Source organism: Paraburkholderia sp. UCT70, from assembly GCF_050434085.1.
Lineage (GTDB): Bacteria > Pseudomonadota > Gammaproteobacteria > Burkholderiales > Burkholderiaceae > Paraburkholderia > Paraburkholderia tuberum.
The window spans coordinates 3,878,418-3,904,878 of record NZ_JBNPVZ010000004.1; the positions used below are offsets into that span (position 1 = coordinate 3,878,418).

Below are 26,461 nucleotides of genomic sequence, written 5' to 3' on the forward strand. Positions count from 1 at the left end.
ACGCCTCGGGGCGAAGGAGTAAAGATCATGAGCTCACTTGGTTTTCGCACAGGAAGTCTTGTGGTTTTCGCAAGCGCAGCATTGCTTTCCGGATGTCAGATCGTACCGGGACAACGGATGATCACGCCGGCCGCGATTCAGGACACGGGTGGCGAATTCAGTACCGAAGCCTCGCAGCAGAAGCAGATTCCGATCACCGATATCAATCTGGAACTGCTGAAGAAGATGAATGCCGACCAGACTGCCTCGGCGTTGCCGCCGACGACGACGGGTCTGTTCGGCAAGCCGGCCGTCTACAGGGTCGGCCCCGGAGACGTGCTGCAGATCGTCGTGTGGGATCACCCGGAACTCGCGGCCGCGCTGGGACAGCCGCCGACGACCTCGCGCCCTTCCGATGCAAGTCCGGGCTTCCTGATCGACGAGAACGGCGACATCCAGTTTCCGTACGCGGGCAACCTGCACGTCGCCGGCAAGGACGTCGCGACGATCCAGCGCGAGCTGCATTCGCGGCTGAGCAAGGTCTATCAGAAGCCCGAGGTGACGGTGCGCGTCGCGTCGTTCCGTAACGCGACGGTGTATATCGACGGCGAAGTGCGCACACCGGGCACGCAATCGATCAACGACGTTCCGATGTCGCTGACGAACGCGATCGGCCTGAGCGGCGGCTTCAACACGACCGCGGATCGCAGCCGGGTCGATCTGATCCGCAACGGCACGACCTATAGGCTGAACATCGACGACCTCGTCAAGCGCGGCCGCAATCCGTCGGATATCTATCTGCAGCCGGGCGATACCGTGCGCGTGAACGGGCGCGAAGACAGCGGCGTCTACGTGATGGGCGAAGTCAACAAGCCGGCCACGGTGCTGCCGTTGCGCAACGGCTCGCTGACGCTGTCGCAGGCAGTCTCCGACGGCGGCAGCTTCGACTCGAATACGGCCTCGGGGCAGCAGCTGTTCGTGATCCGCAATTCGACCAGCGAATCGCCGCAGATCTATCACCTCGATGCGACCTCGCCGGTGGCGATGCTGCTCGCGAACCAGTTCGAGCTGCAGCCGAAGGACATCGTGTACGTCGGTCAGGGCGGTCTGGTTCGCTTCAACCGTGTGTTGAACCTGCTGTTGCCTGCGATCAACGCGGCGGTGACGGGAGTCGTCGTGTCGAAGTGACGCATGCGTGACGCGATATCTGAACCGGCAGGCCTTGTTGGGTGAAAACATGGCAATCAATTACGAAAACCGTTACGCCGGCGTGTATGAACCGGGGCAGTCGCATCTGTCGGACTACGTGCGCACGATCGTGCGCGGTTGGCGCACGATCCTCACCGTGACGCTGATCGCGCTCGCGCTCGGTTGCGCGTACGCGTTCCTCACGCCGCCGGTCTATCGTTCGGACGTGCTGTTTCACGTCCAGGACAGGGCGGCGAACGCGGTGAACGTCAATGCGAGCGGCCGGGACGCGGCGGCGCCGCTTCCCGGCGCGTACGATTCGAAGCCGTCGACCGCGGCGCAGATCGAGCTTTTGAAGTCGCGTCTCGTCACCGAGGAGGCGGTCCGCGCGCTGCACCTCGACATCACGGCGAAGCCGCGTTATCTGCCGGTGATCGGCAGCAAGATCGCCGGACTCGTGAACGGGCACTGGTGGTTCCGGCTGCCGTCGTTCGTCAACCTGCGCGGGTTCGCGTGGGGCAACGAGAGCATCGCGGTGTCGCGCTTCGACACGTCGAAGGACCTGTATGGCGAGACCTTCACGCTGGTCGCGGGCGCCGGCAACACCTTCATGCTGCGCGATCCTCACGGCAGCGCGATCCTGTCGGGGCGCGTCGGCGAGACCGTGCAAACCGATACCGCGGTCGGCCCGGTCACGCTGCACGTCGACACACTGGTCGGCGCGCCCGGCTCGCGTTTCGAGCTGACGCGCGCGTCGACGCTCGGCACGGTGGAGCGTCTGGCGAAGACGATGGTCGTGCAGGAAACGGCGGAGGACTCCGGCGTGATCCGCGTGAGTCTCGAAGGCGCTGATCCGGCGCTGACCGCGGCGATCGTCAACAACGTGGCGCGCCAGTTCGTGCGGCAGGATCTCGCGAGCCGTTCGACCGAATCCGACCACACGCTCGCGTATCTCGAACAGCAACTGCCCGACGCGCGCAAGGCGCTCGACGACGCGGAAGAGCGCTACGGCAAGTTCCGCAATACACATGGCACCGTCGATCTCGGTGAAGAAAGCAAGCTGCTGCTGCAGCAGATCGTCGACAACAAGACGAAGCTGCTCGATCTGCAGCAGCAGCGCGCGGAGCTGTTGCAGCGTTTTACGCCGAATCATCCGATGGTCGCCGCGCTCGATGCGCAGATCGCCGCGTTGCAGGGCGCGCAGAGCACAATGAACCACAGCGTCTCGACGATGCCCGACACCGAGCAGACCGCGCTGCGTCTGCAGCGCGACGTGCACGTGAACACCGATCTGTACACGAACCTGCTCAACAGCGTGCAGCGACTGCGGGTCGCGCAGGCGGGGCAGGTGGGCGGCGTGCGCGTGGTGGACTTCGCCGAAACGCCCGACGATCCGGTGTTGCCGAAGCGCATGCTGGTGATCCTGATCTCGCTCGGCGGCGGCCTCGCGCTCGGCTTGCTGCTGGTCTTCTTGCGGCGCGCGATGCGCGGCGGCGTGGAGCGTCCGGACGAACTCGAGGGGATGCTCGGCGTGCCGGTATTCGCGGTGGTGCCGCGCAGCCAGACGCAATTGCGGCTGCAGGAAAAGGTGTCGCTGCGCCAGCGCGGGCAGCATGTGCTGGCGCAACAGGCGCCCGAAGATATCGCGGTGGAAGGCGTGCGCAACCTGCGCACCTCGCTGCAGCTGTCGCTCGATCATGCGGCCAACAACGTCGTGATGATCACCGGCTCGCGGCCCGATGCGGGCAAGTCGTTCCTGTCGGTGAATCTGGCGACGCTGGTCGCGTCGGCGAACAAGCGCGTGCTGATCATCGACGGCGACATGCGACGCGGCGACGTGCATTCGCATTTCGGCGTCAGCCATCGGCCGGGACTGTCCGACGTGCTGTGCGGCGGCGATCTCGACGCGATGATCCAGCGCGACGTGCTGCCCAACCTCGACGTGCTCGCGAAAGGCACGCTGCCCTCGCACCCGGCCGAGCTGCTGATGAGCAAACGCTTCGAAGCGATGCTCGAGGTGCTGAAACCGCAATACGACGTCGTGATCATCGACACCCCGCCGGTGCTCGCCGTGACCGACTCGACGCTGATCGGCAAATACGCGGCGACGACGCTGCTCGTCGTGCGGCATGGGCGTCAGCCGCTGCACGAGATCATCGAAACCACCAAACGGCTGCGTAACGGTGGCGTCGGCCTGCGCGGCGTGCTGCTCACCGACGTGCCGCAGGAAGCGGCGTTCCTCGGCTCAGGGTATCAGGGCGGCTATTACGGCTACGACAGCATCGCCGGCTGACACTGCTGCCCGCGCGCGCGTCTTTCGGGGCGCCGCGCGGGCGGGCGTGATCGACTGCGTGCCCGTGCCGCCGTCCCGCGAGATACCTCGCAATCCTTAGTGATGACGCAGCAGATCGCGCAATTCGCGCGACTCTTCCGCCGTCGGTTGCGTGGTCTGCCACGCCGACTCATGCGACGCGAGCGCGACGAGACGCTGCGCGGCCTTGCTGCTCGAATCGATCCGCAATGCTTCATTGGCGTTGTGCGACGCGCACTCCCAATGTCCCACGTTGCTGCAGCCGCGCGCGAGGCTCAGCAACGCGTCGCGTTGCTGCTCTAGCGTGCTCACCTGGGCGCGCATGCTGCGCGCGTCGCGATTGTCGGGCTGCGCGGTGATTACGGCGGCGAGGCGTGCTCTGGTCGCCGCCAGATTGCCTCGTTGCAGATAGCCGTGCGTGGCTTTCAGATTGCGCTCGGCGTCGGCGCGCTGTTTGTCGGCTTGCGTGAGCGGGGCGGCCATCGTGTCGGTGTTGGTGTTGGTGCTGGTCGACGCGACCGCCGTGCCACGCGGCGTGGGCGCGGAGATGGCCGCGCTCGATGTCTTCGTTGACGCTACGGGGCGCGCGGTCGTGACAACGGGCGGTGTCGGTCGCGCTGCGGTCGGCGTGGTCGCAACGACGGGCGTTGACGGTCGCGCTGGGACGGGCGCGGTCGCCACGACGGGTGGAGCCGATCGCGCAACGGCAGGCGCGGTCGCAAGGACGGGCGGTGACGATGGCGCAACGGTCGGTGTGGTCGCCACGATGGGCGGGCTCGATCGCGGTACGGCAGGCGCGGTCGCAACGACCGGCGGTGACAATGGCGCAACGGTCGGCGTTGTCGCCACGATGGGCGTTGACGATGGCGCGACGGCGGGCACGGTCACAACGACCTGTGTTGACGATGGCGCGACGGTCGGCGCGGTCGCCACGACAGGCGGTGACGATCGCGCTACGGTGGACGCGGTCGCAACGACGGGCGGTGCCGGTGGCGCGACGGGGGCCGCGTGCACGTTCGCCGGTTGCTGCCGCGCGACGACAACGGGACGCGGCCGTTGCGCGACGATCGACGCCGGCTTCGGCGCCGCGGCAACCGACGGCGACGCATTCTGCGCAACGTTCTGTGCAGGGGCTTGGCCAGGGTTGTCCGGGCGCACCGTGCCGAAGACCGTGACCGGTGTGTCGACGCTCGCATCGTCGTCGTTGAGTAGAACGAAGCCGACGTACACGACGCCGAGCGTCGCGAGCACGGCTGCGGCAAGCGCGAGCGGATGCCGCCGTCGACGCCCGCCCGGCTCGAACGTCGCTTCGTCGATCAGATCGTAGGGGCTCATCTTCGTTTGCGCGGAGCGTCGCGACGAACGGTCCGCGGGCAAGCTCGCGGCCGCTGGCAGCGGTTCGAGCTGCGTGCGCGATGCGCTCAGCGCCCGGGATCGCGCGGAGCGCTCGCCGGGCTTGTCGTCCGTATCGAACGAATCGATCGGCAGCGCATGGCATGCCGGACACGGCGAAAAGCGGCCCGACAGCGGCACGCCGCAGTATGCGCAGTGATGGAAAAATGGCTGGTCGGAGGTCGTGTCGCGCGGCATGGCCGTGTCGCTCCACTGGCGCCGAAGGGCGGCGCCATCAAAAAGAATGAATGCAACGACGCCCGCCAGCGGCGTCGGCTGGACTACTGGACGACGTAACCGCGCGCTTGCATGCACGCGCCGAAGGCGGCCCAATAGCGGGTCATCGGCGGCTCGGGCGCGGGCAGCGGCGGCAGCTTCACGTTCGACGCCGCGTTGGCCTGCAGCGAAGCGGCCGCCCCATCCGACGCGCCGGGTGCCGCGTTCGCGCTCTCGCCCGGTGCCGCCGCCGATGCGTTCGGCGGTGCATTCGCCGCCGCGGTGGCTGGCGCGCCTGGCACGCTGGCGCCGGCCGCGGCTTCGTTCACCGGTTTCGCCGACGATGCGCCGCCAGGCGCTTGCGCGCCAGCCAACGGCGCGCTCGCGGCTTCGGGCGCGCTCGCGCTCCACGGCAGCGGCGTGGCTGAGAAGGAACTGGGCGGAAGCGGCGGCCTCGACGGTACGCCGGTCGACGCACCTTTGGCCGCGGGCGGCTGACGCGGCGGAATCTGCGACTCGTGGGCCATGTTGACCCCGGTCACGCGGTTCGCCTCGGCGTAGCACATCGCGTTGTCGATGCTGCGCTCGTAAGGGCTCTGACTTCGGATCGGATAGGTGACAGGCCGCCACGCGAACGCGGCAGTGCTCGTCACCAACAGCGTCAGTACGGTATATGTTCTAAATGCCATCGCAGTCACTCCCGCAGCGATGTCTCGCCTTTTTGTGTTTGATTTCGTGTCGTGCTTTCGTTCTGTGCTCGTTGCGCGTCGTGTTCGAGCTCGTTCTCATGCCTGGCGCTCGTGCTTCTGTCGCGGCCTGCCGATAGGCCGTGGCGTTGCGGTGCTTGCGCCACGGCTCCCCGGAACGGGCACGTCGCGAATGCCGCTTTAACGAGCGTAGCACCGCGGTTTGGCCACGCGATGCATCGGATAGCGCGCGAAAACGCCATCGTGCAGTGCAATCAGGACACAATCGGCGAGGCGGCGTTGAAGATCGGGACAATCCCTGGTCGCCACGAAGGATCGTCAGGAGTCGAAGATGAAGAACCTATCGTATCGCTATTGGCCGCTTTGCGCAGCGCTCTGTCTGTCGGTGCTGTCGCTCGCCGCGCCGCTCGCGAGCGGCGCGAGCGACGCCAACATGAGCGCGGAGACGGCGGCCGAGCGCGCGAGCTTCGCGCAGGCGTTTTGCGACGTGTCGCCCGAGCGGATCGGTGCCTATAAGGAGCGGCTCCGAAAGGTCCTGACCGGTGCGACCGATTTCGATCAGCACTGGGATACGGGCTGGCATCGCGCGGAGAGCACCAATAGCCAAATGAATGCGCTGCACGAGCGCGATCCGAAGGAATTCGCGGCTCGCATCAAGGTCAATTGCGAACGGCTCAAGTGGATGGCGGGTAATGCGTTGCACCGGCCTGCGCAGAAGTGAAGTGAAACGAGCGCGCTGTCGGGCGACCGAAACTGGCGGATCGTGGCCTCATGCAGAAGGCTTCGCCGGTCTGAATCGGCCGCGGCTGTAGTCGACGACACGCGAACCGAACGGAACCGGAAGCTTTTTGCATACTCGACAGTTTCGGCCAAAAATACACAATATTATGACTTTCGCTTAATGTTCGGCTAACCGTCGAATAGTCTGCAGATGTAACGCTCAACGACTTTCCGAGCATGTAGCTAATTCGCGAATATCGTTTGGTCCGTACTGCGGTACATTTGCGGCGGTAATGATGCCTGCTATGTGACTATTAGCTAACGTAATGTCGGACCGACCTTCTGCTCGGCAAGCTTCCAGGTCAAACGCTGTTTGACCTTTTGCCGTTATCGTTTCGAAGTGGGGAGCGATTATGTTGAACCTGAAGACGTTCGGACACTTCCTTTGGCTCGTCCGCAAAACGTGGATAACACGCGGGCCGCGTTTGTACTACTCGCAGTTTGGAGAGGACGCGGTGTTGCGCGAGATAATCAGTCCCCGGTGCAATAAGGGTGTTTATGTCGACGTTGGTGCATACCACCCTGTCAAGTTCTCGAACACACATGCGCTTTACAAGCGTGGTTGGCGCGGCATCAACATAGACATGGATCCAGTGAAAATTGAAGCGTTTTCTCTTGCGCGGTCTGAGGATGTCAATGTATGTGCGGCCGTCTCGAACGACATACAGCTCAAGGAAATCTATAATTTTTCAAATTATGGGTTGACTTCGACCATAGATCCCATAGTGGCTGCGGCCGAAGTCCAGAAACCAATCTCCGTCCGGACCGTTGAAACCACCACATTGAACGACGTTCTCGGGCACACCCCGTACGCCGGTCAGGAAATCGATCTGCTTTCCATCGACGTGGAAGGTCACGATTACGAAGTCTTGCGATCGATTGATATCAGCAGGTATAAACCAAAGATCATTATTGTGGAGTCTACGCTGACTTCGATAAGGGAAGTAATAGATTCCGCCAATATTTCGCTATCTGGAGGAGCGCAATTACCGACTGGTCAGTTGGACATATTTGTCGCTGATCTTCAGAGTGGAAAGATCTCAAATCTTTCGCACTCAGTTATAGCGTTACGGTTCTGCAAGTATCGTCCTTGCAGCTGCTATCAATTTCACAATCCCACTATGGCCGCTGCAACGGTCCAGATATACCTGGACCGACTGGTGCCTCAGCCGTGAAGCACATTCATGAGCCCCCTCGACTTGCCTGAAGGCTGACCATCGTAACGGCCCGCGCTTATGGGATTTCCCTGGGTTTGACGTTTCGAGTGGGCGCTCCGCTCCCAAGTCGCTGCCTCGTCATGGCTCGCCTGTTCTTTCACGTAGGGCCGAATCTCAACGCAACACGTCGGTGAATTATTGTTTTCTTAGAGAAAATGCCCAACGGCAGACGTTCCGCACGGGGCGGGTTCAAGCCCGAGCGGATCACGTTTCAGGGTCAGTTGTCGAGATTCACTCAACTTTGAACGCCTGCCCACGGTAAGACGCGGCTTTGTCGGAAGAAGCGCTTAGGTGTCGTAGTGTTACACGAGCAATCAAGCATCGTCGTTCCCGCGCCGGTGCCAAAGTGACATTTTTTGACACACCTTTCCAACAGATTTGAGGTCGCGATTTCTGTACATTCCCTTCTCGGCGCGCGATACACGTCGTGCCCTTGTTAAGGAAGATGCTCATGAAAACTCGAACGTTTGCCATGCTGGTGGGTGCGGCTGTGCTCACATCCATGACTGCTTCGGCATTCGCCGGCGTGGTCGTCGGTGTCGCCGTGCCGGCTCCCGTCGCGGTCGTTCCTGCGGCACCTGTCTATGCGCCGTCGACCGTGGTCGTGCAAAACGGTTATGCAGCAGCCGTGCCAGCGGCAGTCGCACCGGTTGTGACGGTTGCGCCAGCGCCCCCACCTCCAATGGCGGTCGTCGTCATGCCACGTCGTCCTGTGATGTATGTAGTTAGGATGCCGCGTCGCGTCTGGATGCCTGGTCACTGGGTAGGTGGGGTCTGGGTGGCCGGTCACTGGTCGTGAAATGTCGGCGCCGAACCCGTCTCGTGCGCCCCATCACTCCTGTCCATCAAAGCAGCAAAGCCATGTCGCACATCGCTTCGGCGCCAGGGCTGCTCGCCGCGGTCTGCGGCTTGCCGACTTCGTGCTGCGGGGCATCCTGGGTGCACTTGCGGTTGGAGGGTGTGTGAGCCTGAACGGACGTGCACCCAAACGATTGTCCCCCGCAGCGATAATCCACCATCGTTTAATAGCTTGGCATCGCAGTGCACAGTGCCGTATGCGGCACTAATGAACCTGGCGGCGCTCGCGCGACGCTATGGCAATTCGTCCGCCATCTTTTTGGACGCGCTGTACGGCACGACCGCGCAAGTGGATGAGTGTCTTTCCCGGGCAAGGATGCAGAGGACCCGCTGCGATCCCGGGACTGGTCAATCGAATGCAAAAGGCATCTGACTGTTTTATGTATACCTGCGTAGCAGGTCATCGAGAGAGCGAGATGAATGGAAGCGGTATGTCGGTATGGCGGGGTTCCCTTTTCGCGCGCAACGTATTGCTGTTGATTGTACTGATGCTGACAAGTCAGATCCTGGTCTTTGCCGTCTATCTGAACTTTATCCAGAAGCCAAGAGTTGACGATGGCGCAGCGCTCGTGGCATCGCAGATCCGGATCCTGGACCGGCTGTTGTCAGTCCTGCCGGACGACGAGCGAAACCGGCAACTGCTTGAAATGAATCGAGCGCCCCAGGGTGAACTGCCGCCGCCACAGGCTCACGACGGGTTGCCTCCCGACTACATGGCGCACCGCTTCTTCGGTCGACTGGCATCGGAACTTGCCCCGGACGAACAGCTTCGCTGGGAGCGCGACGGGCACCGGATCTGGGTGCGTCTACATGTGCAGGACATGCACTACTGGGTGGGGTTGCGTGGAACCTCGGCCATGAGCAGTACGCTGCCTTGGGCGCTGATCGGCCTGTTGTTAAGTGCGGCTACCCTTCCTGCTCTTGGGGCCTATCTGATCCACAGGCCAGTCGAACAGGCGCTGCGCCGGCTGGCGCGCGCTGCCAGCACCATCGAGCGTGGCGTTTGGCCCGAAGCGGTTCCCGTGAGCGGCCCGCGCGAGCTGGCAACAGTAGCGGAGGCGTTCAACCGGATGGCGTCGACGCTCGAAGATCTCGAAGCGACGCGCGCCGAAATGCTTGCGGGCATATCGCACGATATCCGCACGCCGCTGACCAAGCTGCGCATGGCCATCTTCGCACCGGAGTCATTCGAGGCACCGGCCGCCAGTGCGGAACGCTTTGTCGAGGAGATCGACACGATCGTCCAGCAGTTTATCGATTTCGCCCGTGGGTGGGATAGCGAACCGGCGACGCACGGCGATCTGAACGCGCTGATCGAACAACTCGCCGCCGACTATGCAGGTCTCGGTCGCACGTTCGAATTGTCGCTCGCGGAATTGCCACCTGTTGCGTTCCGACCGGTCGGCATGCAGCGTCTGTTGATGAACCTGATGCAGAACGCGGTCGTGCACGGTCAGGTCGGGCTCGCAGTCCGGACTACCATGGACGCGCGAAGTGTCACGATTGCGGTTGAGGATCGGGGACCGGGCCTGCCTCAAGAGCTTCTGTCGTTGATAAAGCAACCATTCAGGCGCGGCTCTGAGGCGGATCGAAAGGGCGGAAGCGGCCTCGGTCTCGCGATAGCGGAGCACGTCGCACAGCAGCATGGCGGCACGCTCGATCTCTTCCAGAATTCGCCGTCCGGACTCAAGGCCGTGGTGCACATTCCCATTCCTTAACGGGCGCTTGTCGGCGCGATGACTGCGCCGTCCTCGTGGTGTCGCACGGACTACGACTTAATGTGATGCTCGAGCCCCGCCCAAAGGTCCGGCAGGGCAGCGTGAGTATTTGATGAGATGGCCATTTTTTTCAGGTTGTATGATGAAAGACCTTACAAAGTACCTTGTAGTACTAAGTACATTTATGGCCGCCGTCGTGGCTATTGGGTGGTTCCACCAGGCTCACGGTCACCGTCAGACGGCTGTCGCACCAGATCCGATCCCCGTGAGCGCGGTTGCGGCTTCGGTTACCGATGTTCCTGTCTACATCGATTCGCTCGGCACCGTGACACCGACACGTACCGTCACGGTCATCACGCAGGTCAACGGGATACTGCGTTCCGTCGATTTCAGCGAGGGGCAGACGGTCAGGAAAGGACAGGTGATTGCACGCATCGATTCGCGGGCGCTCGAAGCGCAGTTGCTGCAGGCACAGGGTACGCTGCGCCATGACCAGGCTGTACTCGCAAACGCGAAACTGGACCTGCAACGTTATCAGCAGCTGATCAAAGCGGGCTCGATTACGCAGCAGACGCTCGATACGCAAGTTGCTGCCGTCCAGGAGGACGAAGGCACCGTGCTGGCGGACACGGGCAACGTGAACAATCTGCAGGTTCAGGTCGGCTATTGCACCATCACGTCTCCCGTGGACGGCGTGGTGGGTCTGCGCCAGGTCGACCCCGGCAACTACGTGAGCAGCACCAGCACGACCGGTATCGCGGTCATCACGCAGCTGCAGCCGGCGACCGTGATCTACTCGGTGCCGGAAGACTACCTGGGACGGATCCGGCGAGCGATGTCGCACGGGGAGGTTCAGGTGCTGGCCTATGACCGCGACGGGAGATCGTTGCTCGCGAAGGGCTCGCTGCTTGCGGTCGACAACCTCGTCAATACGAGCGCCGGCACGATCAACGTCAAAGCAGTCTTCCCCGATTCCGGCAACGCGCTGTTCCCGAACGAATTCGTCAATGTCAGGATGCAGGTCGACGCTCTGCAGCGGATTCCGGTTGTGCCGACTACGGCAATCCAGCATGGCGCGAACGGCGATTTCGTTTTCGTGATCGGCGGCGCAGGCGCAGTGGTGTTGCGCAACGTGAAGACCGGGCCGGTAAAAGGCGACGACACGGCGATTCTCGATGGCGGTGTGAAGGCAGGAGAGCGGGTTGCGACCGACTGTGCCGACAGGCTTGATACCGGCTCGCTCGTGAAAGTCGTGGCGCACTGACCGGAAGCCGACGATGAACGCCTCACGAATCTTTATCGAGCGACCGATTGCGACTGCGCTGTTGATGATCGCGTTGTTTCTGGCCGGGGTGCTGGGATACATCCTGCTGCCTGTTTCGGCACTACCGGAAATCGACTATCCGACGATCCAGGTCTACACGCAGTATCCCGGCGCAAGCCCGGATGTGGTCAGTTCGTCGATCACCTCGCCGCTCGAAAGACAGCTCGGCCAGATGTCGGGGCTGAAGGCGATGAACTCGACGAGCTCGGGCGGCACGTCGGTGATCACGTTGCGGTTCGATCTGTCGTTTTCGCTCGACGTCGCCGAGCAGGAAGTGCAGGCCGCGATCAACGCGTCCTCGAGCTTTCTGCCGGCTAATCTTCCGTATCCGCCTGTCTACAGCAAGGTCAACCCTGCCGACGCCCCGGTGCTCACGCTGTCGCTGACATCCGACGTACTGCCGCTGACGAAGATCGAGGATCTGGCCGATACCCGGCTTGCCCAGAAGATCTCGCAGATTTCAGGCGTGGGCCTCGTCACAATCAGCGGCGGCCAGCGGCCGGCCGTGCGGGTGCAGGCCGATACCGGCGCGCTGAACGCACTCGGCATGTCGATCGACGACGTGCGCACCGCGCTCGGCAATGCCAATGTTGACCAGGCGAAGGGCAGTCTCGACGGAAAATACCAGTCGTATTCCATCGGCGCGAACGACCAGCTGCAATCGGCGGCGGACTATCGCGACCTGATCATCGCGTACCGGCAAGGCGCACCGGTTCGGCTGGCGCAGATCGCCAGATCGATCGACGGCGCCGAGAATTTGCAACAGGCGGCGTGGACCAACAGCACGCCGTCTATCGTGCTGAATATTCAGCGGCAGCCAGGCGCCAACGTGATCGATGTGGTCGAGAGCCTGCAGAAGATTTTGCCGCAACTGCGGGCGAGCTTGCCCGCATCGGTGAAGGTCGCGGTGCTGACGGATCGAACGAAGACGATCCGCGCCTCGGTTGCCGACGTCGAAACGGAGCTGGCAATTGCCGTGGCGCTCGTCGTGATGGTGATCTTCGTATTCCTGCGCAATGTGCCCGCTACCGTGATTCCCGCAGTCACCGTGCCGCTTTCGCTGGCCGGCACACTCGCGGTCGCGTACGGGCTCGGATTTTCGCTGAATAACTTGACGTTGATGTCGCTGACCGTCGCGACAGGCTTTGTCGTTGACGACGCGATCGTAATGATCGAGAACGTTACGCGCTACATCGAGGCTGGGGACACCCCCATGGCCGCTGCGATCAAGGGGGCAAAGGAAATTGGCTTCACAATTGTCTCGTTGTCAGTGTCCCTGATTGCGGTGATGATCCCGTTGCTGTTCATGGGCGACGTGGTTGGACGCCTGTTCCGTGAGTTCGCGCTGACGCTGTCCGTGGCGATCGTCCTGTCGGCGTTCGTGTCGCTGACGCTTACGCCGATGATGTGCTCGCGCATGTTAAAAGCGCAGCCGCACTCGCATCGGGTCGATTTCTTCGACCGGCTCAACAGCAGGTACATACGCAGTCTCGACTGGGTGTTATCGCATCGGCACCTGACGATCGCATCGGTGGTGTTGACGGCCACGCTGACGTTCGTCGTGCTGATGCTGATGCCAAAGGGCTTCTTTCCCGAGCAGGACACAGGTCTGATCGAAGGTGTCGTGCAGGCCGCACCGACGATTTCGTTCCAGCGCATGATCGGCCAAGAGCAGCAGGTCGTCGACCGGATCGCACGCGATCCGGCAGTCGCAAGTCTCTCGTCGTTTGTCGGCATCGACCAGACGAGGCCGACGATCAATCAGGGCACGCTGTTGATCAATCTGAAGGACAAGGGCGAGCGAGCGCGCATCGACGAGGTGATCCGCCACCTGACCGATGACACCGCAGGCCTCGCGGGCGTGAGGCTGTTTCTGCGTCCGGTGCAGGATCTGACGCTCGACGACACCGTCTCGACGACGAGCTACCGGCTCGGCGTGCAGTCGACCGATCCGGCGCTGCTCACGCACTGGACGGGCGTGCTGGTAGGCGCGTTGCGCGGCGACCCGGCGTTCGCCGACGTGCAGAGCGAGGCGATGCAGTCAGGCAATCAGGTGCAACTCACGTTCGACCGCGATACCGCGTCGCGCCTTGGCATCACGCCGCAGGCGATCGACGACGTGCTGTACGACGCGTTTGGTCAGCGCCAGGTGTCGACGATCTACACGCAGCTGAACCAGTATCACGTGGTGCTGGTCGCGAGAAACAACGCCGACGACCTTGCGCATCTGCTTTCAGGACTCTATGTCGATACGTCGTCGGGCAGCCTCGCGCCGCTCGCGTCGATGGCGACGATGAAGGTGATGCCCGCGCCGTTGAGGATCGATCGTAAGGGCCAGTTCCCGTATGCGGACGTGTCGTTCAATCTCGCTTCCGGGTACAGCCTCGGCACTGCGATCGCCCGTATTGACCGGGTCAAGGAACAGATAGCGTTGCCGCAGTCCGTGCAGGTGTCGATGGAAGGATCGGCCGCGACCTTTCAGTCGTCGCTGGCGAGTGAAGGGTACCTGGTCGCCGCTGCCGTGATCGTGGTCTATCTGATGCTCGGCATCCTGTATGAGAGCTTCATTCATCCGGTCACGATCCTGTCCACGCTCCCTTCGGCGGCGCTTGGCGCACTGCTGGCGCTACTGATGACCGGAACACAGTTCGACATCATGGGCCTGATCGGTATCGTGCTGCTGATCGGCATCGTGATGAAAAACGCGATCATGATGATCGACTTCGCGCTGGACGGGCAGCGCAACCGCGGCCTGTCCGCACACGATGCGATCCGGCGTGCGGCTGAACAGCGCTTCCGTCCCATCCTGATGACGACGATGGCGTCGCTGTTCGGCGCACTGCCGCTCGCGTTCGGCTCCGGCATGGGCTCCGAGTTGAGGCATCCACTTGGCATCGCGATTATCGGCGGCCTGTGCGTCAGCCAGTTGCTGACCTTGTTTTCGACGCCGGTGATCTATCTGGCGATGCATCGTCTGGAAAGACGCTTTGCCGCGGACGAGCCGATCGTAACGGAGTATGTGCAATGAACCTGTCTGGCCCATTCGTCAGGCGGCCCATCGCGACGACGTTGCTGGCGGTCGCCCTTGCGTTGTTCGGTATCCTGGCATTCAGGCTACTGCCGGTTGCGCCGCTGCCCGAAATCGACTTTCCTACGATCCTGGTGCAGGGGCAACTGCCCGGCGCCGATCCGAGGACGGTGGCCACCTCGGTCACAACGCCGCTCGAGCGGCAGTTCGGCCATATTGCGGGCCTGGCCCAGATGACGTCGGTCAGCTCGCGCGGGCAAACGCAGATCACGTTGCAGTTCGACCTGAGCAGGAATATCGACGGCGCGGCACGCGACGTGCAGGCCGCGATCAACGCGGCGAAAGCCAACCTGTCGCCCAATATGGACGGCAGCCCGACGTATCGCAAGGACAATCCCGCGGATTCGCCCATCCTCGTGATCAGTCTGACCTCCGACACGGCCACGCCAGCCCAGCTTTACGACGCGGCGTCGACGGTGCTGCAACAGAAGCTGATGCAGACAACCGGCGTGGGCAACGTGGTGGTGGGGGGCGCCGCGCTGCCGGCGGTGCGGGTTGAACTGAATCCAGATCGGGTCAGCCACTACGGCATCAGTCTGGAGCAGATCCGCAGCACGATCGGGAATGCGAATGTCGATTTGCCCAAGGGATCGATGTCGGCGAGCGGGCAGAACTATTCGATCGGCGCGAACGACATGCTGTATTCGCCCGGCGACTACGGACGGCTGATCGTCAGGCAGAACAACGGCAACATCGTGCGTGTGTCGGACCTCGGCTATGTACGTCAGGATGTCGAGCAGCTTGAGAACTACGGCCTGTCGAACGGCAAGCCGGCCGTGTTGCTGGTCCTCTATAAGGAACCGGGCGCGAACGTGATCGACGCCGTCGACAACGTGAAGGCCGAACTGCCGGCGCTCGAAGCGGCGATCCCGTCGACCATCAAGCTGGCGATTTCGGTGGACCGCACGAAGACGATTCGCGGCTCGCTGCTCGACGTCGAAATCACCCTGCTGGTATCGATCGTGCTCGTGACGGCCGTCACGTTCGCGTTCTTCCGCAGCTGGCGCGCGACGCTCATTCCGGCGATCGTCGTACCGCTGTCGCTGCTGGGTACATTCGGGGTCATGTATTTCCTTGGCTACAGCTTGAACAACCTCTCGCTGATGGCCTTGACCATTTCGACCGGTTTCGTGGTCGACGATGCAATCGTCGTCGTCGAAAACATAATGCGGCATCTGGCGCGCGGCAAGAACCCCATCGAGGCAGCACTCGCAGGAGCGCAGGAAGTGGGCTTCACGGTGTTTTCGATCAGCGTTTCGCTGATCGCGGTATTCGTCCCGCTGCTGTTCATGGGTGGCCTGATGGGCCGGCTGCTGCGTGAATTCTCGGTGTCGCTTTCCGTTGCGATCGTGATGTCGATGCTGATTTCACTCACGGTCACGCCGATGCTGACGAGCATTTTCCTGCGCGGCGGACCGCAAGGCGGGAACGGCGGCGACCATCACGAGAGCGGATTTTCTCGCCTGTACGGCACGTCGTTGCGCTGGGTCATCCGGCATCCGCTATCGATGGGTGGCGTGACGGTGCTGGTGTTCGTGCTGAACCTCTGGCTGTTCACCGTGGTTCCGAAAGGCTTCTTCCCGGAGGAAGACACGGGGCTGCTGCTTGGCACGCTGCAGGCGTCGCAAAGCATCTCCTGGCACGAGATGCAGCATCAGTTCCAGATGGTCAACAAGGCGGTGCAGGAGAATCCGAACGTCGCGTTCGTGGGTGGCTTCGTGGGGGGAGCAAACGCGCTCAACAACGCACTGCTGTTCGTCACGCTCAAGCCCCTGGGTGAGCGTCGCGCGACGGCCGATCAGGTGATCGCTCAGGTGCGCCGACGGCTTGCCGATATGCCGGGGACACAGCTCTATCTGCAGTCGTTGCAGGACCTCGCGGCCGGCGGCCGACAGAGCGCCGCGCAGTACCAGTACACCCTTACCGCGGACGACCAGGCGACACTCGATCGATGGGTGCCGAAGTTAGTTGCGCAGATGCGCAAGATGCCGGCGCTGGCCGACATCAACACCGACCAGCAGGACAAGAGCATGCAGTTCGGCATCGACGTCGACCGCGACTCCGCCGCGCGAATGGGCGTGAGCTTCAAAGATATCGACGAGGCGCTTTATGACGCGTTCGGCGAACGGCAGGTCTCGGCCATCTACGGGAGCGCGAATCAGTATCACGTCGTGATGGAGGTGGCACCCGAGTACTGGACAAGTCCTTCGGTACTGAAGGACATCCATGTTCCAGCGAGCCCGACGCTCGCCACGAGCGGCGCGTCGACGACCGCCGCCGGGGGGGCAACCGGCGCAAGCGCCGCTACGCCGTCGGCCGCGGCCCAGGCGAACGGTTCAGCGCTGGTGCCGCTCGCCGCGATGGCCCGGTTCTCGACCGACCCCAGCGCCATTTCGATCAATCACCAGGCTACGTTCCCCGCCATTACCGTATCGTTCAACCTGCGCCCCGGTGCATCGATCGGACCCGTGACGCAGCAGATCAGTCAGGCCGTCGCTGCGCTCAGAATGCCGGCGAGTATCTCCGGCGCGTTCGCCGGCACGGCAGCAGCGTTTCGTGAGTCGATGGCGAGCGAGCCGCTGCTGATCCTCGCCGCGCTGTTGTCGGTGTACGTCGTGCTCGGCATGCTGTACGAGAACCTGGTCCATCCTTTGACGATTCTCTCGACGCTGCCTTCCGCGGGCGTCGGCGCTTTGATCGCGCTGCTGCTCACTCACACGGAGCTGTCGATCATCGCGTTGATCGGCGTGCTGATGCTGATAGGCATCGTGAAGAAGAACGCGATCATGATGATCGACTTCGCGATTGCCGAAGGGCGTCAGCATGCACTGCCGCCGGAGGAGGCGATCGTGCGCGCGGGCCTGATCCGCTTCCGTCCGATCATGATGACGACGGTCGCCGCAATTTTCGGCGCGCTGCCGCTCGTGCTGGGGTCAGGCTACGGATCCGAATTCCGCAAGCCGCTTGGCATCTCGATCATCGGCGGTCTGGTGTTCAGCCAGGTCATCACGCTCTATACCACCCCTGTCATCTATCTCTGGCTCGATCGGGCGTCGCAGCGGTTGCGGCGCCGAAGGAAACACGCATGAAATCGCCCATCGGATACCTGTCGGCCGTGTCGGTCGGCATGCGCTGCTGCGCCTGTGCGCTCGGCGCCACGCTTTGGCTTTCGGGCTGCGCGGTCGGCCCGGACTATCACCAGCCGGCCGTAGCGATTCCAACGCAGTTCAAGGAAGCGGGCACACAGTGGCGACTTGCGGCGCCCAACCCGCAGGCATCGCTCTCAACCCGGTGGTGGGACGCGTACGACGATCCCGACCTGTCCCGGCTCGTCGACGCAGCGCTGCAGTCGAATCAGTCGATTGCAGGCGCGGCGGCCGCCTATCGGCTCGCGCAGGCCACCGTCGCTGCAGACCGGGCGAGCCTGTTTCCGACGATCAGTGTCGACGCGTCGGCCTCGCACAGTTCGCGCACGACGACGGAATACGCGAAGGCCGACGCGAGTTGGGAAGTCGATCTGTGGGGCGCCGTGCGCCGGCAGATCGAGTCGGGCAAGGCGAACGCGCAGAGCGCGGATGCGACGCTTGCCGGCGAGCGCTTGTCGATTGCCGCGACGCTGGCGACCGACTATTTCGAAATCCGCCAGCTCGATATCGACATCGACCTGTTGCGGCAGCAGGAGGCGGTCAACGGGCGGATTCTCGCGATCACGCGCACAGCGCTGGCACAGGGGACCGCGTCGCAAGTCGATCTGCTGAATGCGCAGGACACGCAGGAGGCGGTTGTCGCGAACCTGCAAATTTCACAGACCTCGCGCGAGCAGGACGAGCACGCAATCGCGGCGCTCACGGGTGTGCCGCCGGCTTCGTTGTCGATTGCACCGCGGCTCGACTATGTGTTTCGCCAGCCCGAGGTGCCATCCGTGCTGCCCTCGGCGTTGCTGGAAAGACGGCCTGACGTGGTCAGCGCGGAACGCACCGCTGCTGCTGCGAACGCGCTCATCGGGGTAGAGCAGGCCGCATTCTTTCCCGACCTCGATCTATCGACACAGGGTCTCGTGCAACACAACACCTTCGCGACGCTGTTCTCATTGCCGACCCGGATGTGGACCCTCGGTCCCTCACTTGCCGCCACGCTGTTTGACGGGGGTGCCCGCGTGGCCGCCGTGCACAAGGCGCAGGCGACCTATGACGAAGACGTCGCATCTTACCGCGAAGCCGTGCTCACGGCGTTCCAGAACGTGGAAGACAACCTGTCGTCACTGAACCATCTGCGCCAGCAGGAGCACGCGTTTGCCGACATTTACCAGCGCAACCAGCAGTTGCTGGAGAGCGTCGCCGCACAACTGACGGCCGGAGCCGCGAGCGAGCACTCCGATTTGACTCAGCAAGTGACGCTACTGACGGCCAGACAGAACCTGAACGACACGCAGGGGGCACTGGCGAAAAGCGGCGTTGGGCTGGTGAAGAGCCTTGGCGGCGGCTGGATGTCGTCGAAGAGCTAGGCCCGATCCCATGATAGCGGGCGCGCCGTTGCGACGTCATCTGCCGACCTGCGTGGTCCAGAGCGCGGTAGCGCCCACGACTGTCTTTCAAAGTCCGCGTCTCGAACTGCGTGCAAGGCCCCATTACGTCCACTCGTGCGGTATCGCTTCGTCGCGACCTGACTTGACATGGCATGCAACACATTTCTAACAACATGTAGCGCACAGGTTCTCTACATTGGCGGCTGTGTCATGCGGGGTTCGCCAGTGGGGCGAATCCATCACATGGAGAGTGTGAAGTGAAATTTCGAATCGTTCTCATGTCTGCTGCCAGTGCGGCAATTTCTATGGCTGTCGGCAAGGCGCCTGCTGGGTCCCTGGCGATTGATATCAGCGTGGGCGTTGCGGTTCGCCCGACAACCATCGATGGATGGGCTTGAACATGCTTGACTATCGCTTTGTCACCGCAGTTTTCAAGCGAGGCCGCGCACGACGGTGGCTGGGCGCGCTCGCTGTCATCGCCAGCGCGTGCCTGCATAAGTCACCGGCGTTGGCGCAGTCGTCGCCGGACAACACCGTGGGCGTCGACGTGACCGCATTGCCCCACTATGAAGGCGGCAAGTCCTATCGTGTGCTGCCGTTGCCCATACTGTCGCTGTCGAAGGGGGCAATCTTCGTGCAGGGGCTCACGGGCGGCGTCGCCTACCCGTTGGGGCCGAGTGTTGCGGTGGGCCCGCTGATCGGCGTTCAGCTGGGCCGCAACCAGGACGATGCGGCGGTGCTCAACGGCATCGGAGATATCGCAACGTCCTTCGACTTCGGTGCGTTCGCGCGCTGGCACTATGGTCCAGCGAGCGCGAGTCTCCGCTTCCTTCAGTCCGCGCATGCCGGCTATGGCAATCGTGTCACGCTGAGCGCGTCGTATGCGCTGGTCCAGAAAGCCGTTGACCGGGTGAAGGTGTCCGCCGACACCGTGTGGTCCAACGGACCTTCGCAGCAGACGCGGTTCGGAATCGACAGCGAGCAGGCTGCGTCCAGCACGGCCGGCCTCTCGCCGTATCACCCCTCAGCTGGCTTTTCGCGAGTCGACCTCAAGGTCGACTGGGATCATCGGCTGAACCAGCAGTGGTCACTGCAAAGCGCCTTAGGCGTCGGTTCCTTGCTCGGCGATGCTGCGAACAGTCCGATCGTTGAACGACGCGCGGCTGTATTTGGATCGGTGGGCGCTGCTTACCACTTCTGAGCACTTACTTCGCGCTGCATCATCGTGAGAGGATTATCAATGAACCAGAATCTGACATCGACTCGTACCGCGCTACTGCTTGTCAGCCTCGCTGTTGGGTTGGGCATGGCGGGGTGTGCGGTTACACCGCCGAGTGCTCCTACCGTCATGGCGGTCCCAGCGAACGGCAAGACCCTCAATCAGTTCCAGCAGGACGACTATAGCTGCCGCACGTACGCGACTCAGGTCGTGAATCCGGCGGCGGCCTCGCATCAGGCGGCAACCTCCGGACTTGCTGCTACCGCGGTCGGCACGGCTGGAGGCGCCGGCGCCGGGGCTCTGATCGGCGCCGGGGCGGGCAACGCTGGTGCCGGCGCCGCAATCGGTGCGGGTGCCGGACTGCTGCTCGGCAGCATGATGGGCTCTGCGCAGCACAATCAGACCGAAGCGTCGTCGCAGCAGCAATACGATAACGCGTACGCACAATGCATCACGGCGAAGGGCGATACGATCGAAACACCTCGTCCGGCAGCGATCATCGTGCCCGTACGCCCCGTGCCGCCCCGCGCCGTAATCTATGGCGCCCCCCCACCTTACTACTACGCGCCGTACTGATTTCGCTCATATGGTCGGATCACGGCTTGACCTGGAATTCTGCCGGCTGGAAATCTTGGGTCGAGCTTTGTCCCCTGGCTATTCCGTGCACGTCATTCATTTTCTTAAAGGAGTCTTTGATGAAACGTTTATTCATTATTCTGGCTGCAATGTTCGCTGTGTCGTCTGCGTTCGCGCAGAGCAGCATGCAGCAGATGTTGGAAGCGCGCTTTACTGCCGCGAACGAAACTCATGACGGCAAGCTCACGAAAGAACAGGCGGAGGCAGGTATGCCGCGCGTCGCAGCCCATTTCGATGAGATCGATACGACGCATCAAGGGTACGTGACGCTCGAGCAGATCGAGCAGTTCGCCGCGCAGCATCAGCAGTAAGCGCTTGCAAGGCAAGCTTCAATACCCCCGACCGGTTTAACCGTGTATTGAAATGTGCCCAATCGGGTCGCCTCGTCAGGTCGAATGATGGGGCTGCTGCGCGCTCCGGCAACCCCCGACGCTAGCAACCCGCCATGCGCAAGCCGATAGCTAGAAGTTCTGCGCGCCTGGCGCACCGAAATCAATCCCCGCGTGCTCGTCGCGCCCGGCGCTCCGGTCGAGGGCGACCTGGATAGGGAGACCACCACCGCGAATCTTGGCCCCCAAAAAAAGCGGACTACGGTCTGGGACACGAGCGGGGCGTCGCACCCCGCGGTAACGCCTGAGCGCATCCCTACTGCCAGTCGCTTATTCTCATTTGAAAGGAGTTGAAATAATGCTTAATGCGCGTGTTCTTTGTCGCTTTGCGCTTGCTGCCGGTTTTTGCATGAGTGCCGTGGTGCTTGGCGGCTGTGTAGTCGTTCCGGTAGGTCGTCCAATAGTGGCCCGGCCATTGGTTGTAGTTCCTCGACCGCCACTGATCGTCGCTCCCGCGTACTATTGACCTGAGTCTATGCGTGTCCGCCTCGCGGGCGGGATGCATAGAGGCCACTTTGCATCTATCCGAAGCTCGCCGCACGGACGATGCGCAACTGCATCCAGTTCACGGATAGCGGCCAAGACAACAGCCGCTCAAAAATCGCTTATATCTGGGTGAGGCAGTTGGCCGACCCTCGACGGATGTTCGATTACCACGTGCAGTGGCGTTCGCGGTGTTCGCCACTTGGCCGCTGCGACCGAATAGCAATTTTGTAACTGGTCGCGCTCGAAACGATCAGCGCATATTCCGCGAAAGGCGCAACAGCAGCGTGAGGGCAACCAGAGACCTCAGTTATGCGAATGGTGCGCCGCTGTGCCGGCAGCATGCTCTTCGAGGTCCGGCACGAAGACGTATCCGCAGCCGCGAACGGTCTGAATGAATCGGGGTGTCGACGGGTCAGTTTCCACGATGCGGCGCAGACGCCAGACCTGAACGTCGATGCCGCGATCGGCGGTCTCGGAGTCCGGGCCGTGAAGTGACTTGAGCAGACGCCGGCGGGTGAGTGTGCACATGGGAGAATTAACGAAAATCTGCAGCAGCGCAAACTCGCTGGCAGATAAGGTAAGAGACGTCTCTCCCGTATTCAGAGTGCGCGACTGAAAGTCCAGCGTGAACGCGCCGAATGTGTAAGGTTGCCGTCGTTGGGGAACGCCCGCATCGGGTACGGCGCGCTGGCGCCGCAGCACTGACTGAATCCGTGCTACCAGCTCACGCGGGTTAAACGGTTTGCGGAGATAGTCATCGGCACCCAATTCAAGGCCAGCGATGCGGTCCTCTTCGTTAGCGCGGGCGGTGAGCATCAAGACTGGAATGTCGTCGCCTGATGCGCGCAACCTACGTAGTGCCGTCAAGCCGTCGACGCCCGGCATCATAAGATCGAGCACTATCAGGTCCGGGCGTTCGTGTTTGAGCCGGTGTTCGAGCGAACGCGCGTCATGTAGCACTGACACGTCGAAACCCCACCTTACCAGGTAGCGGTGAGTCGCATCGCACAATTCGGCGTCGTCGTCGATTAGAAGAATCTGAGCAGACATAGGAAGAAAATAACGCTCACAAACGAGTGATGACCGGGGCCGCGACTAACAGCAATGTGAGCACACCGTAGAAGTTGCAGCAGACGATCGATCAAAGAAATGTAGGCGAATTTCATAACGTCAGGTGTTAGCAAATGATGTCAGGAAATGTCATCGAGGGGCTGGTTCCGCTCCCCAGAGCGGTGCCGCGCCTATTTTTTTCTGTCCGCAAACGCACGGGTGCACGTGTTTCCTGGCTGACCACGATCGACAGTGGCGCCGGACGGTCGTCGACTTTTGCCAGTCGGTGCTGTGACAAGCACAATCCGATGACATCTTTTGACATACCTTTCCAACACATCCAGTGCGGAGATCCTTGTATATTCCGTTCGTCGAACCATACGGAACTTCTTGTGGCATGCAGATGCACGCGAAGGCGTTAGGCGTGAGCGAGTTGCAGGTCGGTTTTCTTGATAAAGAAGGTATTGGACATCGCTACGGAACTGCGTGCCGCACTGGCACTGTCGGAGGTGAAACGTATCGCCGCAGACATCAAGCGGATTGGTAAGCAGCGCAGGCGCAACCAGGCGGGCAAGCCGCCGGGCGCAGCTCGCTTCGACGCGATTGTCGCCGACCACCGAGGCACGTGACGGCTGCAGCAAAGCTAAGCGGTTCGGCGCGTAGCATCGGAAACAGGAACTAAAAGACAGGCTTTATTAGAGGTGTCTGCTTAATCATATGTCAGATGATCTGCCAACCGGTCGCATCGTCGTGCTTGACGATGATGTTGAAATCCGCAATATGCTGCAACGGTTTCTGACGGCACAAGGTTTCTCGGTGCGCGCGGTGAAGACAGGCATTGAGTTGGACGTCTTGATCGAGCGCTACCCGTTCGACCTGTTGATTCTCGATATCATGATGCCAGGCGAAGACGGCCTGTCCATCTGCCGTCGGTTGCGCGCGCGGAGAGAGACAATCCCCATCCTCATGCTAACAGCGCGTGGCGATCCCGCGGACAAGGTCGTAGGTTTGGAGATCGGCGCCGACGACTATCTCGCGAAACCGTTTCTGCCGAGCGAGCTGATAGCGCGGGTTCGGGCGATGTTACGTCGGCAGCAGTTTCAGGTGCGCCTGCAAAACGTGCGGGGCGAGATGCTGCTCGCAGGCGAGTCGCAATGCTTGCGGTTCGGCGCCTTCAGGCTGGACGTTCGGCGCAGAGAATTGATGTCGGACGAAGCAGGCATCGTCGAACTCGGCGCAGCTGAAATGCGTCTCCTGTGTGCGCTTGCGGAGACGCCAAACCGTCCTGTGAGCCGCGCAAATCTGATCGAGCGCGCGCGCGGGTCGCAATATGAGGCGAGCGCCCGCAGCGTTGACGTGCAAGTTCTTCGCTTACGACAGGTGATTGAGACAGAGGCAACCTCGCCGCGACATATCCGCACAGTGTGGGGCCTCGGCTACATGCTCGTTGCAACCCCAAACTAAAGCGTTACCTGTTGGACGCTCGAGTGTGACATTCAAGCCGCTTCCTCTGCTTTCCTTATACACCGCGAGCAAGGCCTCGGTCACAGCGTTCATCGGGTCTCTTGCGCTGGAACTCCCGCAACTCAATATGAACTGAACCTGGGTCATTCGAGCCTGGCCAATGTGATGGCGCGTTCGGGACATGCCGTCACGCATAAGCCACACGCCCGGCACGCATCGGCGTAAAGTTCATTCCATGCACGCGCAGCTTGAGTTTCTGCAGTGTCCCTAGCCGCTGATAGTCTGCTGTATCGATCCGGCGGACTTCGAAAACGGATTCAGGGCACACGACGGCACAATCGGCTTTACCCTCGCACCGTTTTAAATTGACCACGGGGGCAATGACACCTGGGGCTTTCTTGCAAGTGGATTTCGACGCGTCGCTCATGTGCAGTCTCCTGGGTGCTTGTCGCGAACGGAAAACATGCCTTTCTGAAATTTTTCACGCTCTTCAGGTGTCATCTGTTCCCACCAACGCCAATGCCGGCGTCCGCCCCAACCGCCATGACCTCGAAATCCACCAAACAGGATACGACTCAGGATCAACAGACCCATGGCGTGCGTGTAGTCAATCGGGCGGCCGCCAACGAACAGTGCCGGGATAACCCAATTCCACAATGCCATCACCATCCATCCCAGCACCGTAATGCCCAAAAGAACCAACAACGCTTTCCTGAAGAATTTAAATGCGAAACCCATTTGCTCTCACCTTCAAATATCCAGTTCGTCATACACGGCTCGCAAGCGGGTTCGCAGATGTAGCACCGCATAACGCTTGCGCGCCAGCAGCGTATTCACGCTCACCCGCTCTCGGACGACAAATCTTTAAAGCTGCGCCCCTCGAGTTCGTGAGCGATGAAAATCTCACGCTGATTTTTGGCAATCCGTCAAGCGCGCGTTGCAATTCCTCCAATAACACCGACCTTGCATAAGCGGATTCCAGTCCGGCATCGTTTGCAGGCAGCAGGAGATCGAGCCGATACTCGTCGCCGGAGTCGTCGGTCTCGTCGACCGTTTCGACTAGCGGTTGCTCCTTCTTCTTGCGAAAGCGGTCGATGATGCGGTTTCGCGCCACGCGAAACAACCACGCGCTAACCTGTTCAATAGGCTCGGACGAACTCGTAAAGCACATCCTGCAAGATGTCCTCCGCCTCACTCGGATCAAGTACGCGACGCCGGATGAAATTCCCGAGTCTCATACGCTCACGCAAGACGGTTGCAGTGATGGCGGTATCGCGTTCGTTCATTGGACTCGTGGTGGGTGGCGGTTCCATACGGCTGAAGACGATTCACAACCACGGATATTGTGATCGACAGAAAAAACCTGTGTCGTCGCCAGCCGTGAGCAAGGCACGGATGAACGTCCGCTCGTCGGCGAAGGCGAACGACGCTTTATGGCCGACTGCTGCCCGAGGCGGTCGGCCGTACTCCATCCGGAGCGGGGTCGACCTGTGACACGCCAGGCACGCTTGGTCGAGACAGATCTTCTCTGTGCTGTGCTTCCAGTGAGCGAGCGGATCCCCTTGAGCGCCACGCTGGAGGCCCGTGGAATGGTCGGCGGGGCTATCCCGTTCCTCAGTTCGGGGATTTCCCTGGGCGACGACGCGCGGCAGGCGCCGCGCCGCGTTGAAATCTGCGTCGCAGGTGTCTCCAGCGTATGAGGTAGCGCAGTTGGTTTGCTAGGTGGGGATTGGGTAGATGACTGTTTTTGTTGGGGAAAACGGTGCGATGCGCCGGTTTTTTTTGCGTGCTCGGGAGTTCCAACTTAGTGAACAAAGTTCCAAGTTGAATGAATCTCGACATCAGTGAACTTCGACCGCGTTCCCCCTTCTTGAATTTGTCACTGCCCGTCCATATAATTAGCACTCGCTGCAC

General features: G+C 61.7%; 20 protein-coding genes and 1 pseudogene. 15 read left to right on the forward strand and 6 right to left on the reverse strand.

What is annotated here, in order from left to right:
- Nucleotides 1–27 precede the first annotated feature (27 nt).
- Both OKW41_RS43620 and OKW41_RS43625 read left to right on the forward strand, forming a co-directional pair.
- Nucleotides 28–1,167, forward strand: coding sequence for a polysaccharide biosynthesis/export family protein (locus tag OKW41_RS43620; RefSeq protein WP_429576245.1), 1,140 nt, complete (start codon nucleotides 28–30; stop codon nucleotides 1,165–1,167).
- Between the two features lie 49 nt (nucleotides 1,168–1,216).
- Entirely contained in the window at nucleotides 1,217–3,460 is a 2,244-nt protein-coding gene (locus tag OKW41_RS43625; RefSeq protein ID WP_429576246.1) for a polysaccharide biosynthesis tyrosine autokinase, read from the forward strand.
- Between the two features lie 96 nt (nucleotides 3,461–3,556).
- On the opposite strand, the gene OKW41_RS43630 is transcribed toward OKW41_RS43625, so the two are convergent.
- A complete protein-coding gene (locus OKW41_RS43630) occupies nucleotides 3,557–5,068 on the reverse strand; it encodes a hypothetical protein (protein ID WP_429576247.1) in 1,512 nt (503 codons plus the stop codon).
- A gap of 83 nt (nucleotides 5,069–5,151) precedes the next feature.
- Nucleotides 5,152–5,775, reverse strand: a complete 624-nt coding sequence (locus tag OKW41_RS43635; RefSeq protein ID WP_429452956.1) for a hypothetical protein — start codon at nucleotides 5,773–5,775, stop codon at nucleotides 5,152–5,154.
- A 349-nt stretch (nucleotides 5,776–6,124) separates the two neighbouring features.
- On the opposite strand from OKW41_RS43635, the gene OKW41_RS43640 reads away from it, so the two are divergent.
- From OKW41_RS43640 to OKW41_RS43690, 11 genes are all read left to right on the forward strand, one after another.
- Nucleotides 6,125–6,514 (forward strand): hypothetical protein, encoded by a 390-nt coding sequence (locus OKW41_RS43640; RefSeq protein ID WP_429576248.1) that lies wholly within the window; start codon nucleotides 6,125–6,127, stop codon nucleotides 6,512–6,514.
- A 412-nt stretch (nucleotides 6,515–6,926) separates the two neighbouring features.
- Nucleotides 6,927–7,748, forward strand: coding sequence for an FkbM family methyltransferase (locus OKW41_RS43645; protein WP_429576249.1), 822 nt, complete (start codon nucleotides 6,927–6,929; stop codon nucleotides 7,746–7,748).
- 493 nt (nucleotides 7,749–8,241) lie between these two features.
- Nucleotides 8,242–8,589, forward strand: coding sequence for a hypothetical protein (locus tag OKW41_RS43650; protein ID WP_429452950.1), 348 nt, complete (start codon nucleotides 8,242–8,244; stop codon nucleotides 8,587–8,589).
- A 490-nt stretch (nucleotides 8,590–9,079) separates the two neighbouring features.
- The gene (locus OKW41_RS43655; RefSeq protein ID WP_429576250.1) at nucleotides 9,080–10,366 is read left to right on the forward strand and encodes an ATP-binding protein; all 1,287 of its coding nucleotides are present in this window, start codon (nucleotides 9,080–9,082) and stop codon (nucleotides 10,364–10,366) included.
- Between the two features lie 265 nt (nucleotides 10,367–10,631).
- Nucleotides 10,632–11,630: an efflux RND transporter periplasmic adaptor subunit gene (locus tag OKW41_RS43660; protein ID WP_429576251.1), complete on the forward strand. Its 999-nt coding sequence runs from the start codon at nucleotides 10,632–10,634 to the stop codon at nucleotides 11,628–11,630.
- Between the two features lie 13 nt (nucleotides 11,631–11,643).
- Nucleotides 11,644–14,718, forward strand: coding sequence for an efflux RND transporter permease subunit (locus OKW41_RS43665; protein WP_429576252.1), 3,075 nt, complete (start codon nucleotides 11,644–11,646; stop codon nucleotides 14,716–14,718).
- A complete protein-coding gene (locus tag OKW41_RS43670; RefSeq protein WP_429576253.1) occupies nucleotides 14,715–17,867 on the forward strand; it encodes an efflux RND transporter permease subunit in 3,153 nt (1,050 codons plus the stop codon). The genes OKW41_RS43665 and OKW41_RS43670 overlap by 4 nt, the downstream gene beginning before the upstream one ends.
- Nucleotides 17,864–19,282 carry an efflux transporter outer membrane subunit gene (locus OKW41_RS43675; protein ID WP_429576254.1) on the forward strand — a complete coding sequence of 473 codons (1,419 nt, stop codon included), beginning with the start codon at nucleotides 17,864–17,866 and terminating at the stop codon, nucleotides 19,280–19,282. The genes OKW41_RS43670 and OKW41_RS43675 overlap by 4 nt, the downstream gene beginning before the upstream one ends.
- 421 nt (nucleotides 19,283–19,703) lie before the next feature.
- Entirely contained in the window at nucleotides 19,704–20,504 is an 801-nt protein-coding gene (locus OKW41_RS43680) for a MipA/OmpV family protein (protein WP_429576255.1), read from the forward strand.
- Between the two features lie 39 nt (nucleotides 20,505–20,543).
- On the forward strand, nucleotides 20,544–21,098 hold the full coding sequence (locus OKW41_RS43685) for a glycine zipper domain-containing protein (RefSeq protein WP_429576256.1): 555 nt from the start codon (nucleotides 20,544–20,546) through the stop codon (nucleotides 21,096–21,098).
- Between the two features lie 119 nt (nucleotides 21,099–21,217).
- Complete coding sequence (locus OKW41_RS43690) at nucleotides 21,218–21,469, forward strand: EF-hand domain-containing protein (RefSeq protein WP_429576257.1); 252 nt, start codon at nucleotides 21,218–21,220, stop codon at nucleotides 21,467–21,469.
- An 867-nt stretch (nucleotides 21,470–22,336) separates the two neighbouring features.
- On the opposite strand, the gene OKW41_RS43695 is transcribed toward OKW41_RS43690, so the two are convergent.
- Nucleotides 22,337–23,083 (reverse strand): response regulator, encoded by a 747-nt coding sequence (locus tag OKW41_RS43695; protein ID WP_429576258.1) that lies wholly within the window; start codon nucleotides 23,081–23,083, stop codon nucleotides 22,337–22,339.
- Nucleotides 23,084–23,532: 449 nt separating this feature from the next.
- Here OKW41_RS43695 and OKW41_RS43700 point away from each other — a divergent pair, with 449 nt between their 5' ends.
- Nucleotides 23,533–23,712 (forward strand): hypothetical protein, encoded by a 180-nt coding sequence (locus tag OKW41_RS43700; RefSeq protein ID WP_429452932.1) that lies wholly within the window; start codon nucleotides 23,533–23,535, stop codon nucleotides 23,710–23,712.
- 88 nt (nucleotides 23,713–23,800) lie between these two features.
- Nucleotides 23,801–24,547 carry a response regulator gene (locus tag OKW41_RS43705; protein WP_429576259.1) on the forward strand — a complete coding sequence of 249 codons (747 nt, stop codon included), beginning with the start codon at nucleotides 23,801–23,803 and terminating at the stop codon, nucleotides 24,545–24,547.
- A 143-nt stretch (nucleotides 24,548–24,690) separates the two neighbouring features.
- Here OKW41_RS43705 and OKW41_RS43710 read toward each other — a convergent pair whose 3' ends face one another.
- From OKW41_RS43710 to OKW41_RS43720, 3 genes and pseudogenes are all read right to left on the reverse strand, one after another.
- Nucleotides 24,691–24,864, reverse strand: coding sequence for a 4Fe-4S binding protein (locus OKW41_RS43710; RefSeq protein ID WP_429576561.1), 174 nt, complete (start codon nucleotides 24,862–24,864; stop codon nucleotides 24,691–24,693).
- A 106-nt stretch (nucleotides 24,865–24,970) separates the two neighbouring features.
- Nucleotides 24,971–25,285: a hypothetical protein gene (locus OKW41_RS43715; protein ID WP_429452928.1), complete on the reverse strand. Its 315-nt coding sequence runs from the start codon at nucleotides 25,283–25,285 to the stop codon at nucleotides 24,971–24,973.
- Between the two features lie 12 nt (nucleotides 25,286–25,297).
- Nucleotides 25,298–25,860, reverse strand: a pseudogene (locus tag OKW41_RS43720) (RNA polymerase sigma factor).
- Nucleotides 25,861–26,461 lie beyond the last annotated feature (601 nt).